We start from the raw sequence: 15,243 nt of genomic DNA on the forward strand, positions 1-15,243 counted from the left end.
TCGCGCATGACCGCCGCGCCAGGCGGTACTCGCAGGGTTCGGCGCCGCATCAATCGGGCTGGGAGGAGTCATGGCCGAACCGGGCACTCCGGGCGGATCGGTGACACGCGTCGAGGACGGCCCTCTGGTTTCGGGGCACGGATGCTTCGTGGCCGATCTTCGGGTGCCAGGGTGTACGGAAGCCGCCTTCGTACGCAGCGACACGGCGCACGGCCGGCTCCGGGCGGTGGACCTCGGCGTGTCACGGCAGGTACCCGGTGTGCTGGGAGCCTGGTCGGCGGGTGATCTCGAGGAGATCCCCCTCGTGCCGGTGTTGATGGACCCGGATGTCGACGGCGGCCGTCCCTGGCCCGCCCTCGCCGTCGACCGGGTCCGGTACTCCGGTGAACCGGTGGCCGTCGTGGTCGCCGAGGACAGGTACCTGGCCGAGGACGGTCGTGATGCGGCCCGCGTGACCCTCGACCCGCTGCCGGCCGTACTCGACCCGCAGGTCGCCGCCCGGGACGAGGTCCTGCTGTACCCGGGACGGTCGAACGTGGCCGTGGAGACGACTCTCGGTGACCCGATCGACGCGGGGGTGTGGGAGCGTGCCGCAGTCGTCGTCGAGGCGAGATACCGGTATCCGCTGCTGTGCCACACCTCCATGGAGGCCCGCGCCATCCTGGTCAGGCCCGACACCGGCGGAGGCATCACCGTCTGGTGCTCCCACCAGGCGCCGCACCGGTTGCGTGGTGACCTGGCCGACGCCCTCGGTCTCGAAGCGGACAAGGTCCGCGTGGTGGTGCCGGACGTCGGCGGAGCGTTCGGCGGCAAGAGCGAGACCTGGCCGGAGTACCTGGCCGTGGCCTTGGCGGCGCTGCGCCTGGATCGCCCGGTGCGGTGGGTGGAGGACCGGAAGGAGGCACTGACGGCAGGGCCGCGTGGTCGCGGCCAGAGCCAGTGGGTGCGGCTGGCCTCGGATGCCGGGGGCCACCTCCTCGCCCTGGAGATGCAGACCGACGCCGCCGTCGGCGGCTATCCGCACACCGGTTCGTTCCTCCCGGAGGTCACGGGGAGGATGGCCGCGGGTACCTACGCGATTCCTCAGGTGTGCGTACGGGCGCGAGCCGTGGTGACCACGACTCCCCCGCTGTGTCCCTATCGGGGAGCGGGCCGTCCCGAGGCCGCCTACGCGGTGGAGTGCACCGTCGACCTGATGGCCCGCCGCCTCGGCATGGACCCCGCTCAACTGCGCCGCCTCAACTTCGTCCGGCCGGAGGCCTTCCCCTTCGACACACCCACCGGGTTCCGGTACGACAGCGGCGACTACGCGGCCGCCCTGGACCTGGCGCTCCGTACCGTCGGCTACGCGGACTGGCGCTCGGAACAGGCCCGCCGGCGTGCGCACGGCGGCACTCCGCTCGGGCTGGGCATCTGCACCTACGTCGAGCGTTCCGGTGCAGGAGGCGAGTACGGGGCCCTCGAGGCGCACGCGGACGGCTCCTTCACGGCGACGTCCGGCTGCTGCTCGACCGGGCAGGGGCATGCCACGACGTTCGCCCAGGTGGTGGCAAGCGAACTCGGGGTGGACCGCAGGAGGGTGCGCCTGATCGAAGCGGACACGGCTGTCGTACCGGACGGGGTGGGATCGTTCGCCTCCCGCTCGATGCAGAGCGGCGGCGAGGCTCTCCTACGGGCCGCGCGCGACCTGGTGAGCGAGGCTCGGGAACGAGCGGCCGCCCGCACCGGAGTGCGCGTCGACACGGCGTCCTTCGAACGGGGCGCCGTCCGGGCCAACGGCAGCACCTTCACCCTCGCGGAACTCGCGGCGGACCGTCCACTGCGCTCCGAAGCCAGGGCGGAGCCGCCACAGGCGTTCCCCTTCGGCGCCTATGTCGCGGTGGTCGAGGTGGACCCGGAACTCGGCACTGTCCACGTTGTTCGGCTGGTCGCGGTCGACGACTACGGCACCGTCGTCAATCCGCTCGTCGTACGCGGGCAGACCTACGGATCGATCGCCCAGGGACTGGGCCAGGCACTGTACGAAGCGGACGTCCACGACGAGGAGGGCGTACCCCGAGCGGTCTCCCTCCTGGACTATCTGCTGCCGACCCTTTCGGAGATGCCGGAGGTTGCCATGGACGAGACCTGCACTCCCAACCCCAACACGCTGCTGGGCGCCAAGGGAGCGGGGGAGGCCGGCTGCATCGGCACGCCCCCGGCGGTCGTGAACGCGGTCGCCGACGCCCTGCGGATCGACCCGACAGTCCTGGCGATACCGCTGACCCCTCGGGTGTGCTGGGAGGCAGGCCGGTGAAACCAGCGCCGTTCGACTATGCCGCGCCCGCCACCCGGCAGGAGGTGCTGGAGGCACTGGCCGTCGCGCCGGACGGAACGCGTGTACTGGCAGGCGGTCAGAGTCTGGTGCTCGAGATGAACCAGCGCGCCGCACGCCCGCACCGACTGGTCGACATCAACAACGTCGCCGACTTCGACCGACTCGAAGTGGACCGTGCCGAACAGGACGGAGGGTGGCTGCGCGTGGGCGCCCTCGTGCGCCATCGCGCCTTCGAGCAGCCGGTGGAGAGCGGACCCTTGGGCCGGCTCCTCGCCCGCACAGCGCACTTCATCGCCCATCCACCGGTCCGCTCCCGAGGCACCCTGCTCGGCAGTCTGGCGTACGCCCACCCCACCGGGGAATGGCCGACCCTGGCCGTCACCCTGGGCGCCGAACTTGTACTCGCGAGCGCCGACGGCACCCGCACCCTGGACGCCGAAAGCTTCCTCATCGGCCCCTTCACCACCGCACTTCGGCCGGGAGAACTGCTGGAGGAGGCCCGCTTCCCGCTGCTGCGACCGACAACGGGAACGGCGTTCGTGGAACTCCGGCGCACCGCCGCGAGCTTCGCCCACCTGTCCGCCGCCACCGCCCTGTCCGTCGAGGACGGCATCGTCGTCGATGTACGGCTCGGCATGGCCGGCATCGCCCCGCAGCCCGTCCGGGCCCGCGATGCCGAACATCGTCTGGTCGGACGGCCACCCACCGACTCGGTGATCGCCGAGGCGGCGACGGTGGCAGCGGCCGGTGTCACCGATCCCCCGCCGGACCCGCACTCGGGAAGTGCCTACCGGCGCCATGCGGCAACGGTGCTGGCCGAGCGTGCTCTGGTGAAGGCACGCCAGGACATCAGCGAGGAGGTGGAGCGGCCATGAGGATCTCCCTGACGGTCAACGGCGAGAAGTTCCGTCTGGAGGTGGAGCCCCGCCGGACCCTGGCCGACGCGCTGCGCGAGGACTGCGGCCTCACCGGCACCCACCTCGGCTGTGAGCACGGCGTGTGCGGAGCCTGCACGGTACAGGTGGACGACAGCGCCGTACGCAGCTGCCTGATGTTCGCCGTTCAGTGCGACGGCCATACCGTACGCACCGTAGAGGGCCTCGCTGCACCCGACGGCACCCCGCACCCCCTGCAGTCGGCCTTCACCGCGGAACACGCGCTGCAGTGCGGCTTCTGCACACCCGGCTTCCTGATGCTTGCCGCTGCCGCCCTGGACGAGGATCCGGCGATCACCGACGATCCGGATCGACTCCGTGAACTGCTCACATCCAACCTGTGCCGTTGCACCGGCTACGAGTCGATCCGCCGTGCCGTGCGACGCGCGGCCGACATGCCCGGTCCGCCGGACTGACTTCCGCCGGGCGACACGTCGGCCGCGCCCTTCCCTTCACTCTGAGGGCTGTTGGGGACCACTCGACTCAAAGGAGGGTGTCGAGGGTGATCGGCAGCGAACGGATCCGCTTTCCGGTCGCGTGGTACACGGCGTTGGTGATCGCGGGCGCGATACCGACCAGGCCCACCTCGCCCACGCCCTTGGTGCCCGTAGGCGTACCGCGGTCGGGTTCACCGACGAACACCACGTCCAGCTCCGGAACATCGGCGTTCACGGCCACGAGGTAGTCGGCGAACGTGCCGTTGGCGATGCGCCCGGTGCGCGGGTCGGTGACGGTGTCCTCCAGCAGAGCCATGCCGATCCCGCCTACCGTGCCGCCGATGATCTGGCTCCTGGCCGTCTTCTCGTTGAGGATGCGCCCGCCGTCGATCGCCGAGACCACCCGGGCGACACGGACAAGACCGAGGTCGGGGTCGACGCGCACCTCCACGAACTTCGCGCCGTAGGCCCCGGCGAGGGACAGGCCGATCTCCTTGGCGTCCGGAGGCGTGCTGCTCCCGGTCGCCGACAGCTGAGGCGTCCCGTGCCGGGCGAGAATGTCGACGTACGACTCCCCACGGTCAGGACAGCCCATGAGGTGGATCCGGCCGTCGCTGCACTCCACGTCGTGCGGGGAAATCCCCATCAGGGGCGAATCGGCGTCGTCGCGTACGAGGTCCACGAACGAGCGCACAAGCCGCCGGCATGCGTCGTGGACCGCGTTGCCGAGGGCGCCGGTCAGGCCGGAGCCTCCCGCCATCATCGAGTCGGGCATGTCCGAGTCGCCGAGGTCGAAGCGCACCTTCTCCAGGGGCAGGCCCAGTTCCTCGGCGGACAGCTGTGCCATCACCGTGTATGTGCCGGTGCCGATGTCGGTCGCCGCACTGCGCACGAAGGCACTGCCGTCCCGGTTGACGGTCGCCTCGGCCATGCAGGGCTGCGCGAAGTACGGGAACATCGCGCTCGCCATGCCGTACCCGACGAGCCAGTTGCCGTCACGCATGGACCGTGGTTCGGGGTTCCGGTCGGACCAGCCGAAGCGTCGCGCGCCGATCTCGTAGCACTCCAGGATCGCCTTGCCCGACCAGGGCAGCCCGTTACGGGGATCGACATCGGTGTGGTTGCGCAACCGCAACTCCACCGGATCGATGCCCAGGGTGTAGGACAGTTCGTCGAGCGCCGACTCCAGTGCGAAGTTGCCCTGTGCCTCGGCCGGGGCGCGCATCGACGTCGGAACGGCGATGTTGAGCTTGGCCTGTTCGTCCCGGGTGATGACGTTCGGGCACTGGTAGGCGAAGGCGGTTCCGGACGAGAACGGCTCGAAGTCGTTGTCCTCCATGCTCAGCGAGCTGAGACTGCGGTGGTCGAGAGCGACCAGTTCGCCGTCGCGCCTGATGCCCACGCTGAGCCACTGCACTCCGCTCGGGCGGTGCCCGATGGAGGTGAACATCTGCGGCCGGGTGAGCACCAGCTTCACCGGACGCTTGGTCATCCGGGCGGCCATGGCGGTGAGAATCACATGCGGCCACGCGCGCAGACCGGCTCCGAAGCCGCCGCCCACGTAGGGCACCAGGACCCGCACCGAACTCTCCGGGATACCGAAGGCCATCGCCAGGCTGGCGCGCACCATCGACGGCCACTGGCTTGTGTCGTGGACAGTGAGGGTGTCGCCGTCCCACACGGCCAAAGTGGCGAACAACCCGAGCGGGTTGTTGGTGTTGTCCGCCGTCAAGTACGTGCTGTGCAAGGTCACTTCGGCGCTCTCCAGCGCCGCGGCGGCGTCGCCGCGCGAGTGGTCCATCCCCCACGGGTCGTGCAGGTGCTCGGCCCGTGGGTCCTGCAGATCGAGCAGGGGCTCCGCGGCCTCGTAGTCGGCGCGCACCAGCCGTGCCGCGGCAGTGGCCTGCTCGGGCGTCTCGGCCACCACGAAGGCGATGTGCTGGCCGTGGTGGACGATCCGGTCGTTGCGCAGCGGGGCGGGCGGCGAGGCGCCGAGCACCGATGCCGGGCCCGTCCCGACCTCCAGGGCGTTCTCGTGGGTGAGTACGGTGACCACGCCCGGGGAGTGTGCGGCCTCGTCGGTGTGCATGCGGACGATCCGGCCGGCGGCGATGGTGCTCTGTACCAGGGTGCCGTAGGCCTGACCGGGAACGCTGAAGTCCATCGGGTACGGTGCGGCGCCCGTGACCTTGCGCGGGCCGTCGACCCTGCTGATGCCTTCGCCGATCAGCGGCCTGCTCTCGACCGTGCTCATGAGGTCACTCCTGCCACTGTCTGCAGCTCGCGCACCAGCGTGCGCCGGGCGAGCGGCACTTTGAACTCGGTGCCCGGCACCGTCCAGGCGTCACGCATGGTCGCCTCGGCCGCGTCCAGGAAGGTGGCCGTCGTGACCGGCGCGCCGGTCAGCACATGCTCGGCTTCGTAGGCACGCCAGGGCTTGGACCCCACTCCGCCGAGTCCCACCCGGGCCTGACGGATCGTGCCGCCGTCGATCACGAGCAGTACCGCGGCCGAGGTGAGGGCGAACTCGTACGAAACCCGGTCACGGACCTTCAGGTAGCCCGAGCGCGCGGTCGGTGGCGGCAACGGGATCTCCACCTCCGTGATCAACTCGGCGTGGTCCAGGACGTTCTCGTGCTCCGGGCTTTCGGCGGCGGTGATGTAGAACTCGGTCAGGGGCACGGTGCGCCGTTGTGTCGGCCCCTGGATGTGCACGAGGGCGTCCAGCGACACCAGGGCGACGGCGAGGTCGGATGCGTGCAGTGCGATGCACCGCTCGCTCACGCCGAGCACGGCGTGCATGCGCGCCGCACCCATCACGGCCGCACAACCCGAGCCCGGGGAACGCTTGTTGCACTCGGCGACGCCGGGGTCCCGGAAGTAGCGGCAGCGGGTGCGCTGCAGCAGATTGCCGCCGATGGTGGCCATGTTCCGCAACTGCACCGATGCCCCCAGCAGCAGGGATTCGCGCACCACGGGCAACCGCTCGGCCACGATCGGCTCGGCCGCGAGTTCCTCCATCGTGGCCAGAGCACCCACATGCAGGGACTCACCGCGCCGCTCGATACCGTGCAACGGAAGCCGGGTGATGTCGATCAGCCGCGGTGGCTCAAGGATCCCGTCCTTCATCAGATCCAGTTGCGTCGTGCCGCCCGCGAGACATGAGGCCGCCGGGTCGTCGGCCAGCAGCCGCACCGCTTCCTGAGTGTCGGTGGCCCGCACGTAGTCAAAGGTGCGCATCGTGACCTCCCCCGGACGCCACCGCGCGTATCGCGGCCACGATGTTGGGGTACGCGCCGCAGCGGCAGATGTTGCCGCTCATGTACTCCCGGATCTCCTCGTCGGAGCCGGCCCGGCCCTCGGCCATCAGCGCCACCGCGGACATGATCTGGCCCGGCGTGCAGAAGCCGCACTGGAAGCCGTCGTGCTCCATGAACGCCCGCTGCACCGGGTGCGGCCCGTCCGCGCCGGTCAGTCCTTCGATGGTGGTGATCTCCCGGCCCTCGGCCTGGGCGGCGAGTGTCAGACACGACAGCACTCGCCTGCCGTCGAGATGGACCGTACACGCACCGCAGGCGCCCTGGTCGCACCCCTTCTTGGTGCCGACCAGACCCAGTCGGTCCCGAAGGGCGTCAAGCAGGGTCACTCGGGTGTCCAGGCGCAGGGTGTACGTCCGTCCGTTCACATCGAGCGTCACGACCCGCTCGTTGACGGTGGAGCGGCTGTCCACGTCCCGTTCGCTCGCCACGTCTCTCATCGCGTCCTCCTCCGGACGTGCCACATATGACTCACGCCCCTCCTGGGGGCGGAAACGGTGAGCTCATTCGACCGCCGCGGGATAATTAGTGCATTTCATCACCATATAGTCCGAATGAGTGCTCGGCATGCAGTCCAGCCAGGGGGGCGCACACCCTCGCGAGGGTGACCGCGACGGAGATCCGGGGCGTCGCAGTGCCGCGGCGCAGACGGCATGCTACGGACAGTGATCCACAGACCCGGATGGATGACGCACGGCGAGTCCTGCGCCCCTGGGCTGCGGCCGAACAGAGCCCTCGATCGGCAGTGCGGCACACTCCCGATTTCGACCTGGGGCTGTACTCCGACCGGGGGCTGCACCGGGACACCCGCGGCACCCTCGCTGCGGCACCGCAGCCTCACAGGAGTGCCGCCCGCCGGTCGCAGTGAACACACGGCCACGCGAAACGATGGTCGGTGCACGTGCCCGAGCACCCTCCTCGGCCGCCTCGCGCGGATCAGGCTGCCGCGGCCGAGCCCCGCGCTTGGCCGGCCATGACGCGCTGCGCGGCCCGGACGAAGGCGGTGACCTCCGGCCGTGTGACGTCCTTCAGCCAGCCCAGAGCCAGCGTCGTGCCGGGCAGATCCGTCACCGGGACGGCCTTCACTCCGGGCGTCAGCCGCTCGCCGACGCCGGATCCCACGACGGTGACAAGACGTCCGAGAGTGACCCTGTCGAGGATTTCGTCCAGCCCCATTGGCGGGCAGTGATCCTGATACATCGCCTCCTGGCGAAGGTCCGCGACGGTCACCGTCGTCTGCCGCGCAAGGTCGTGTTCGCGTGGCAGCAGCGCCATCGGACGCTCCTCCGTGACCACGGTGGTCCGCAGATCCGTGAGATCGTCGCTGCCGATGCACAGCAGTGCGACATCGGCCGAACCGTCGCGCAGTGCCTTGGTCCCGTCATGGGTGAAAACGAGCTCGAGTTCTGCGCTCTGGTACGAACGCAGCATCCGCGCAAGGAGTTCGGAGCCGGTTCCCGGTCGGACCGCGAGGACGAGCCGTGGCGGAAGGCTCGCCTGCTGCGTGCGACGTACGGCACCGTCCAGCCCTTCCAGCAGACGCCGGCATTCCTCCAGGAAGACGGAACCCGCCGAGGTGAGGGCGACCCGGCGACTGGTCCGCTGCAGAAGAGCGACCCCCATCCGGCGCTCCAGTCGCGAGATGGCCCGGGACAGCGGCGGCTGCGCGATGCCCAGCCGCTCCGCGGCACGGGTGAAGTGCAGTTCCTCGGCCACGGCTACGAAATAGACGAGCTCCCGGGTCTCCAGCCGATCCATACCCTGAGAGTATCGCGGCATGTCACAACGATCATGGCTCGTCACGCCGACGACTGGTCCACTGGACGTCGCGGCCGGTTCGAAATGGGTGCTCCACAGCGGCAGACCCGTCGACAGCCCCTACCGGGTCCGCAAATGAGCCCTGAAGGAGCAGTACGAGTGAGTGACGAGCGCAAGATCCAAGAAGTCCTGGCCCGATACGTACGGGCGACGGACCGCCGTGACGGCAAGGCGCAAGGGGCCTTGTTCACCGACGACGCGGTCATGCAGATCCATGTGAAGAAGGCAGGACGGGACTCCTACGAGCCGTTCGGTGACCCCTTGATCGGCGGGGCCGGTGTGGAGTACGCGGTGGAGAATCTGATGGCGCCGCACCCCGAGGGCGGCTCGAGCCATCACACCACCGCCGACCACATCATCGACGTCGACCGAGACGACGCCCGGATCAGCGCCCAGTTCGTCGTCTTCTCCGTGCAGGCCGCCGCGCGACCCGCGGACGGCTGGCCGGAGGGAGCCTTCGGCGCCCAGGGTACGGTGCGGCCGATCGAGTCCGGCTACTACGAGACCGCACTGCGCCGCGTCGACGGCGAGTGGAAGATCGTGAAGCATGACGTTCTCATGGACATGCCGATCGCGATTCCGGGTGCGTGATGAAGGCGATGGTCTACCGCCGTTACGGCGGTCCGGAAGTTCTAGAGCCGGCCGAGCTGCCCGAACCGAAGACGCACGTCGACACGGTCCTGGTACGGGTGAAAGCCGCCGCGCTCAATCCCGCGGACCTGGCCCTGCAGGCGGGAACACTCGACGACGCCCTCGAGACATACTTCCCCGTCGTCCCCGGCTGGGACATCGCCGGCGTGGTGGAACGCCCGGGGCCGGCGACGCCGGAGTTCTCGACGGGCAGCGAGGTCATCGGATACGTCAGGGGGGAAGTGCAGCGCGCTCACGGCGGACTGGCCGAGTTCGTCGCCGCGGATGTGCGCACTCTGGTCCGCAAACCCCGCACCATGAGCTTCACGCAGGCCTCGGGTCTGCCACTGGCGGGTCTGACCGCGTATCAGGCCGTTGTGCACGCCCTGAACGTCCAACGGGGCGAAACCCTGCTTGTACACGGGGCGGCCGGTGGCGTCGGCTCCCTCGCCGTCCAGATCGCCTTGTCACGCGGCGCTCGAGTCATCGGAACCGCCTCGGAGCGAGATCACGAGTACCTGCGAGCGCTCGGAGCCGAGCCGGTCATCTACGGATGCGGTGTCGCCGACCACGTCCGTGAACACGTCCCCAACGGCGCGGACGCGGTCCTGGACACCCACGGCCGCGGCGTGCTCACCGCGGCGGCCCGGGCGGCGGCGCATGACGCACGTGTGGCGTCGATCGCCGACGCCGGCCTGACGGGTGTCCTTCCGGTCTTCTGCCGTATGGACCACGCCGACCTCAGCGCCCTGGTGGAACTCGCCGAGGCGGACCGGCTGCACGTTCGGATCGGCGCCACATATCCGCTGGAGCGCGCAGCCGACGCACAACGCGCGCTGGCTGCCGGGGACGTCGCCGGCAAGATCGTCATCACGATCGACTGACCTGCCTCCGCTGACGCTCAACAGGCGCCCGTGCGGCAATGCCCTCGACGTGCAGCATCGCACGTCGCACTCGCTCAGAAGGACCGCCGGCCTCTTGGGCCCGGCTGGAATTGTCCCTCTGCGTCGTCCCGGCCGACCATCAGGTGCCCGCCCGCATGCCTACGGCGCCGGCGTTCGGCATGCGAGTGATCCGTGCCACGACAGTACGGGACCTGTCAGGGGCACTTCGGGCTCCGAGCCTCTCATTGGCCTCGGCGGCGAGCCTGGAACCGTAGATTCCAACTCAGCAGTCCCGCCCGCGCGGCGTGGTCGCACTCGACCGTGGCTCACTGATCCGGTCGCCCTTCCGGTCCGAGCCACTTCACGAATCTCGCGGCCCGCCGCCATCTTGAAGGAGTTCCGGCGATGAAGACCGTCACCCACTGGATCGGTGGCAAGCCCTTCGGAGACGCTTCAGGCGCCACCGGGGCCTGGGCCCCTGTGACCGATCCCGCCACCGGAGAGGTCACCACGCACGTGGCGTTGGCCGGCGCGGACGAGGTCGACGCCGCGGTCGCCGCGGCAAAGGCGGCCTACACCACATGGAGCATGTCCCCGCTCGCCCAGCGGATCGCGATCCTCTTCCGCTACCGGGCCCTGCTGGACGCGCGCCGTGACGACATCGCCGCGCTGATAACCGCCGAGCAGGGCAAGATCCACTCGGACGCGCTCGCCGAGGTGGCCCGCGGCCTGGAGATCATCGAACTGGCCTGCGGGCTCGGAACGGCACTCAAGGGCGACACGTCCACCGAGGTGTCGAGCGGCACCGACGTGGCGTCCATCCGCCAGCCGCTCGGTGTGATCGTCGGCATCTCGCCGTTCAACTTCCCCGCGATGATCAGTATGTGGATGTTCCCCATGGCCATCGCCTGCGGGAACACCTTCGTCCACAAGCCGAGCGGGAAGGCGCCGTCCGCGTCCATCCTCCTCGCGGAACTCGCGGCCGAGGCGGGCGTGCCCGACGGTGTGCTCAACATCCTTCATGGCGACAAGTCCGCCGTGGACGCGCTGCTCGACCATCCGGACGTCGCCGCCGTATCGTTCGTGGGCTCCACGCCGGTCGCCCGCCATGTCTACAGCAGGGCGTCCGCCGGTGGGAAGCGCGTCCAGGCCCTCGGCGGCGCGAAGAACCACATGCTGGTGCTGCCCGACGCCGACCTCGACGCGGCGGCCGAGGCCGCCGTGTCCGCAGCCTACGGCTCCGCCGGTCAGCGTTGCATGGCCGTCTCCGTGGTGGTTGCGGTCGGCTCGGCGGGTGACGCGCTGGTCTCGCGGATCGCCGAACGCGCCGCAAAGGTCAAGATCGGGCCGGGCAACGACCCGACGTCCGACATGGGCCCGCTGGTCACCAAGGAGCACCGCGACGAGGTCGCGGAGTACGTCGCCGGCGCCGCGGCCCAGGGTGCCGAAGTCGTGCTCGACGGCAGGGACTTCACCGTCAAGGACTTGGAGAACGGGCACTGGATGGGTATTTCGCTCCTCGACAGGGTCCGCACGGACTCGGACGCCTACCGGAACGAGATCTTCGGTCCCGTCCTGTGCGTACTCCGCGCGGAGACCTATGAGCAGGCCATGGAGATCATCAACGGCTCCCCGTACGGCAATGCCGGCGCGATCTTCACCCGCGACGGCGGCGCGGCGCGGCGGTTCCAGCTGGAAGTCGAGGTCGGCATGGTGGGTGTGAACGTGCCGATGCCGGTCCCGGTGGGCTACCACTCCTTCGGCGGCTGGAAGGACTCGGCCTTCGGCGACCACCGCATGTACGGAAGTGAAGCCGTGCACTTCTACACGCGGGGCAAGGTCGTCACGAGTCGCTGGCCGGATCCGGCCGAGACGGCGACCGGTCCGGACTCGGGCTTCCCCACGTCCCACTGAACGCGACGAGTCCGCACCTACAGCCGAGTCGACTGCCCGTTCGGGGTCAGCCGCCGGCGATGTTCCTGCCCGGCATCCGCTCAGCCAGCGCTCTGCGCCAGTCGGGCGCACCGAAGGCATCTGCGAAGTACTGCGTCTCGTGGACCACTTGCCCGTGGGCGAATTCCATGATGCTGACCGAATAAGTGGGCACCCCGTCGTACGTGATGACGCACTCGCTGACCCACAGATCCCCCAAACCAACGATCCGGTGGACGGTGAAATGCCGATCGGCGTGGTGCCCACCACGTTGCGCCGAGATCGTCGCACGTCCCCGAAATCGTTCCCCTGACTGGGGGTAGTCGAGGATCGCGTCCTCGGCGTAGATGGCGTGCTCGGATTCGATGTCCCCACGTTCCGACGCCCGCCAGTGTTCTTCGAGTGCGTCTCTGGTCCGGATATCGGGATCCATCGTATTCACCCTTCCACGGGCGTGCGGACCACGGCCCGAATCCAGGACCGCCTGCGGCCTTCCGCCCCGCGCGCTCGGCCCTTTGAACGTCATCGGCAACGGAGACAGCCTAGACCGCCCCACACGCCCACCGGGGTTCGGACACCCACGGTTCAGGATCGGGCAAGTTCTGATTCCACGGGCCGGCAAAGTCGGCGGGTGGTGCGTTCAGGCTGGTGGAAGCTCCAGAAGTTTGAGGATCCGACGGGTTTTGCGGGCGTTGTAGCGCAGTGTGGCGGCGACGTTGGTGGTGTCGTGGGTTCTGAGCAGAGTGATTACCACGTTTCGTGTGGGAAGTTCGGCTCGGGCGGGGCGGGCAGGACCTGGGTGGTGCGTAGCTCGTGGCGGCCTCCGGGCGTCGTCCAGGCTCCACGCGGTGACCGGCACCCGACCCAGTCCAGGGAGTCGATCCGGTCGAACCGCAACCATCGGGCGTGCCTACGCTGCGTCTGCCCGTGCCACCCCACCCGATGTGTCAAGACAGGCTCTGTACGAGGAAGGCGCGCGGAGGAACCTGGTCAGAGGATGGACAGGCGGGGAGTGCTGGGTCGGAGACGCTGATCAGTTGTCACTCGTAGCCGAGATCTTCTTCGGAGTGCAGGCGCCACCCGTCGTACCGCTTGACCAGGACGAAGGCGGCGCGCTCAAAAACGTCGTAGTACCCGGAATCCGGGTCGTGGCCATATGTGAACCAGAGCGCCTCGACCCGCACCGTGTCCGAGGTCTCGCTGACGACGGTCACCTTTTCCAGTGTGGACACGGCGCCGAATCCATCGGTTTTGTCGTGGTTGTGCGCTTTGGCGTACTCGGCGCAAAAGTCAGCAGGGCTCTGATAGAGCATTGAACCTCTTGGGTGCGGGTTGCGGCCGGTTCGTATGAGCATGATGGCATTGTCGTCGCTCACGGAAGCCGTAGCTGCTCGGCGCGAACCGCGCTTCCCACTCGGGTTTCCAGGGCGTTGAGGACGACAGCCTGCAAGGGTCTGTCCCTCATGACCCACCTCCAGGGTCTTCTGCGCACACCCGGCGATCCACTGCCCGATCACGTACACCGACGTACCGCCGGCCAGCGCCGCGGCCAGTGGCACCCCGACCACCGTCGGCAACCGAGGCCGGATCCCTCGCGCGTCCCGCAGATCAGAAACCTCCGACAATGCCGCGACCATAGCTTGCCTGCCCGTTACGGCCCAACAGGACCGTTCGTGTCCGCTCGTCCGGCTGTTCTTGGACAGCGTTGATCAGCAATGATGCAAAGCCAACCCCAAGGCGGCGGCAACGGCCTGTCCTGGATTCGGATTGACACGACATCGGAATTCGAAAACAGCCAACTGCGGCCAACCGGGGGAAAAGAGCAACGCGGCACGTTTGATCTTTGACTTCCCCTCCACAAGATCAATACTTGCAGTCGATCGTTTGGGAAAATCAACGACAGAGGTGAGTAACGGTGCATACCGTTTCCAAGTGGGGGCTTGTCGCAGCAGCCGTACTTTCCGTTGCCGCCGCACCGAACTCCGCGTCCGCCTCTCAACAACCCCCCTCCCCCGGTGCACAGCGAAGCGACGACCGTTATGAGGTCCTCCGCTTGACCGCACGCGCAGAGCAGATCACGTACCTCTCCAACGGCAACCCCCAAACCGGGGTGGGAAAGCAGTATCTCTACATCAACACAATCCAGCGGAACGGTCAGCCGTTCGGCAAGGAGATGCTGGAATGCACCCAGATCGGGGGCACTCTCACCTCCCCAAGTCCGCACAGCGACCAGTGCAGAGGCACGTTCCTCTTCCCCGACGGACAGGTCACCTGGCAGAACGGGACGTCCTCACCCACGTCCGCGCCACCGGAAGACATCGACATCGCGATCACCGGTGGTACGGACCGGTACGCGGGCGCCACCGGTTACGGCCACGTCAATCTCACGGCACCCGGGGAAAGTACGCAGACGCTCCACCTCTGGCTGAGGCCGGAAGTACGAGGACGGTAGACAACCGCATCCCGATGACCGGTTGGTGACGGCGGTCAGACGCGAACGCCGAACATGAACGGTCCGCCGATCGTGCTCATGGACTCGTACCGGACGACCGTGCCGGGGCGCGGGGCGTGCAGCACCTGACCGTTGCCCGCGTAAAGGCCCACGTGGTGCAGGTCGTTGAAGAAGAAGACGAGATCGCCGACCTTCAGACCGCTTGTCGAGTAGATGCGGGTGCCGGCGTTCGCCTGCGCCTCGGACGTGCGAGGTATACCGACACCGACTTGAGCATACGCCCACGAGGTCAGGCCCGAGCAGTCGAAGGAGGACGGGCCGGAGGCGCCGTAGACATAGGGCGAGCCGACCTTGCCCTGGGCCACGCCGTACGCGGCACCGGCCCGCCCGGAGGCGGGTGCGGTGGAACCGCCGAGGGCGTCGCGCATGCTGTCGCGGCTGGCGCGGGCCTGGTCGGCCTGGAGGGCCGCGCGCTCCTGCGCGGTGAGGCTGTTGAGCAGCTTCTGCGCGTCGGCGAGCTT

14 protein-coding genes are annotated in these 15,243 nt (G+C 68.7%); 7 read left to right on the forward strand and 7 right to left on the reverse strand.

Translation table 11 applies throughout. From position 1 onward, the window contains the following. Window positions 1-70: 70 nt before the first annotated feature. The 3 genes from ADL25_RS40605 to ADL25_RS40615 are packed head-to-tail and all read left to right on the forward strand — an operon-like array spanning window position 71 to window position 3,668. Window positions 71-2,296: a xanthine dehydrogenase family protein molybdopterin-binding subunit gene (locus ADL25_RS40605; RefSeq protein WP_079050934.1), complete on the forward strand. Its 2,226-nt coding sequence runs from the start codon at window positions 71-73 to the stop codon at window positions 2,294-2,296. Then, window positions 2,293-3,192 carry an FAD binding domain-containing protein gene (locus ADL25_RS40610; protein ID WP_063805855.1) on the forward strand — a complete coding sequence of 300 codons (900 nt, stop codon included), beginning with the start codon at window positions 2,293-2,295 and terminating at the stop codon, window positions 3,190-3,192. The genes ADL25_RS40605 and ADL25_RS40610 overlap by 4 nt, the downstream gene beginning before the upstream one ends. After that, window positions 3,189-3,668 (forward strand): (2Fe-2S)-binding protein, encoded by a 480-nt coding sequence (locus tag ADL25_RS40615; protein ID WP_059132957.1) that lies wholly within the window; start codon window positions 3,189-3,191, stop codon window positions 3,666-3,668. The genes ADL25_RS40610 and ADL25_RS40615 overlap by 4 nt, the downstream gene beginning before the upstream one ends. Before the next feature lie 67 nt (window positions 3,669-3,735). Here the strand turns inward: ADL25_RS40615 and ADL25_RS40620 are convergent, their stop codons facing one another. The 4 genes from ADL25_RS40620 to ADL25_RS40635 all read right to left on the reverse strand — a co-directional run bounded on the left by ADL25_RS40620 (window position 3,736) and on the right by ADL25_RS40635 (window position 8,764). Beyond that, window positions 3,736-5,943 carry a xanthine dehydrogenase family protein molybdopterin-binding subunit gene (locus ADL25_RS40620; protein ID WP_059132958.1) on the reverse strand — a complete coding sequence of 736 codons (2,208 nt, stop codon included), beginning with the start codon at window positions 5,941-5,943 and terminating at the stop codon, window positions 3,736-3,738. Continuing rightward, window positions 5,940-6,929: an FAD binding domain-containing protein gene (locus ADL25_RS40625; RefSeq protein ID WP_059132959.1), complete on the reverse strand. Its 990-nt coding sequence runs from the start codon at window positions 6,927-6,929 to the stop codon at window positions 5,940-5,942. The genes ADL25_RS40620 and ADL25_RS40625 overlap by 4 nt, the downstream gene beginning before the upstream one ends. Continuing rightward, window positions 6,916-7,446 carry a (2Fe-2S)-binding protein gene (locus ADL25_RS40630; RefSeq protein ID WP_059132974.1) on the reverse strand — a complete coding sequence of 177 codons (531 nt, stop codon included), beginning with the start codon at window positions 7,444-7,446 and terminating at the stop codon, window positions 6,916-6,918. Before ADL25_RS40630 ends, ADL25_RS40625 begins: the two co-directional genes overlap by 14 nt. A 496-nt stretch (window positions 7,447-7,942) precedes the next feature. Further along, window positions 7,943-8,764 (reverse strand): LysR family transcriptional regulator, encoded by an 822-nt coding sequence (locus ADL25_RS40635; RefSeq protein ID WP_059132960.1) that lies wholly within the window; start codon window positions 8,762-8,764, stop codon window positions 7,943-7,945. A gap of 159 nt (window positions 8,765-8,923) precedes the next feature. On the opposite strand from ADL25_RS40635, the gene ADL25_RS40640 reads away from it, so the two are divergent. The 3 genes from ADL25_RS40640 (at window position 8,924) to ADL25_RS40650 (ending at window position 12,252) form a co-directional block, all read left to right on the forward strand. Next, window positions 8,924-9,415 carry a nuclear transport factor 2 family protein gene (locus ADL25_RS40640; RefSeq protein WP_063805854.1) on the forward strand — a complete coding sequence of 164 codons (492 nt, stop codon included), beginning with the start codon at window positions 8,924-8,926 and terminating at the stop codon, window positions 9,413-9,415. After that, the gene (locus tag ADL25_RS40645; RefSeq protein WP_059132962.1) at window positions 9,415-10,338 is read left to right on the forward strand and encodes an NADP-dependent oxidoreductase; all 924 of its coding nucleotides are present in this window, start codon (window positions 9,415-9,417) and stop codon (window positions 10,336-10,338) included. The genes ADL25_RS40640 and ADL25_RS40645 overlap by 1 nt, the downstream gene beginning before the upstream one ends. 405 nt (window positions 10,339-10,743) lie before the next feature. Further along, on the forward strand, window positions 10,744-12,252 hold the full coding sequence (locus ADL25_RS40650; protein WP_059132963.1) for a CoA-acylating methylmalonate-semialdehyde dehydrogenase: 1,509 nt from the start codon (window positions 10,744-10,746) through the stop codon (window positions 12,250-12,252). Window positions 12,253-12,298: 46 nt separating this feature from the next. Here ADL25_RS40650 and ADL25_RS40655 read toward each other — a convergent pair whose 3' ends face one another. Both ADL25_RS40655 and ADL25_RS49480 read right to left on the reverse strand, forming a co-directional pair. Further along, window positions 12,299-12,703: a nuclear transport factor 2 family protein gene (locus ADL25_RS40655; RefSeq protein ID WP_059132964.1), complete on the reverse strand. Its 405-nt coding sequence runs from the start codon at window positions 12,701-12,703 to the stop codon at window positions 12,299-12,301. 607 nt (window positions 12,704-13,310) lie between these two features. Continuing rightward, the gene (locus tag ADL25_RS49480; RefSeq protein ID WP_159045128.1) at window positions 13,311-13,646 is read right to left on the reverse strand and encodes a hypothetical protein; all 336 of its coding nucleotides are present in this window, start codon (window positions 13,644-13,646) and stop codon (window positions 13,311-13,313) included. 677 nt (window positions 13,647-14,323) lie between these two features. On the opposite strand from ADL25_RS49480, the gene ADL25_RS40665 reads away from it, so the two are divergent. Beyond that, on the forward strand, window positions 14,324-14,722 hold the full coding sequence (locus tag ADL25_RS40665) for a hypothetical protein (RefSeq protein WP_059132966.1): 399 nt from the start codon (window positions 14,324-14,326) through the stop codon (window positions 14,720-14,722). Between the two features lie 35 nt (window positions 14,723-14,757). On the opposite strand, the gene ADL25_RS40670 is transcribed toward ADL25_RS40665, so the two are convergent. After that, window positions 14,758-15,243: C40 family peptidase (locus ADL25_RS40670; RefSeq protein WP_199839300.1), on the reverse strand; the 486-nt coding region annotated here is incomplete at its 5' end.

This window comes from Streptomyces sp. NRRL F-5122 (assembly GCF_001507435.1).
Taxonomy (GTDB): domain Bacteria; phylum Actinomycetota; class Actinomycetes; order Streptomycetales; family Streptomycetaceae; genus Streptomyces; species Streptomyces lannensis.

Bases quoted from the DNA above. Each gene is read 5' to 3' on its own strand.
- ADL25_RS40635 (WP_059132960.1), bottom strand. From the start codon at position 8,764: ATGGATCGGCTGGAGACCCGGGAGCTCGTCTATTTCGTAGCCGTGGCC.
- ADL25_RS40625 (WP_059132959.1), bottom strand. From the start codon at position 6,929: ATGCGCACCTTTGACTACGTGCGGGCCACCGACACTCAGGAAGCGGTG.
- ADL25_RS40630 (WP_059132974.1), bottom strand. From the start codon at position 7,446: ATGAGAGACGTGGCGAGCGAACGGGACGTGGACAGCCGCTCCACCGTC.
- ADL25_RS40605 (WP_079050934.1), top strand. From the start codon at position 71: ATGGCCGAACCGGGCACTCCGGGCGGATCGGTGACACGCGTCGAGGAC.
- ADL25_RS40650 (WP_059132963.1), top strand. From the start codon at position 10,744: ATGAAGACCGTCACCCACTGGATCGGTGGCAAGCCCTTCGGAGACGCT.
- ADL25_RS40620 (WP_059132958.1), bottom strand. From the start codon at position 5,943: ATGAGCACGGTCGAGAGCAGGCCGCTGATCGGCGAAGGCATCAGCAGG.
- ADL25_RS40615 (WP_059132957.1), top strand. From the start codon at position 3,189: ATGAGGATCTCCCTGACGGTCAACGGCGAGAAGTTCCGTCTGGAGGTG.
- ADL25_RS40655 (WP_059132964.1), bottom strand. From the start codon at position 12,703: ATGGATCCCGATATCCGGACCAGAGACGCACTCGAAGAACACTGGCGG.
- ADL25_RS40645 (WP_059132962.1), top strand. From the start codon at position 9,415: ATGAAGGCGATGGTCTACCGCCGTTACGGCGGTCCGGAAGTTCTAGAG.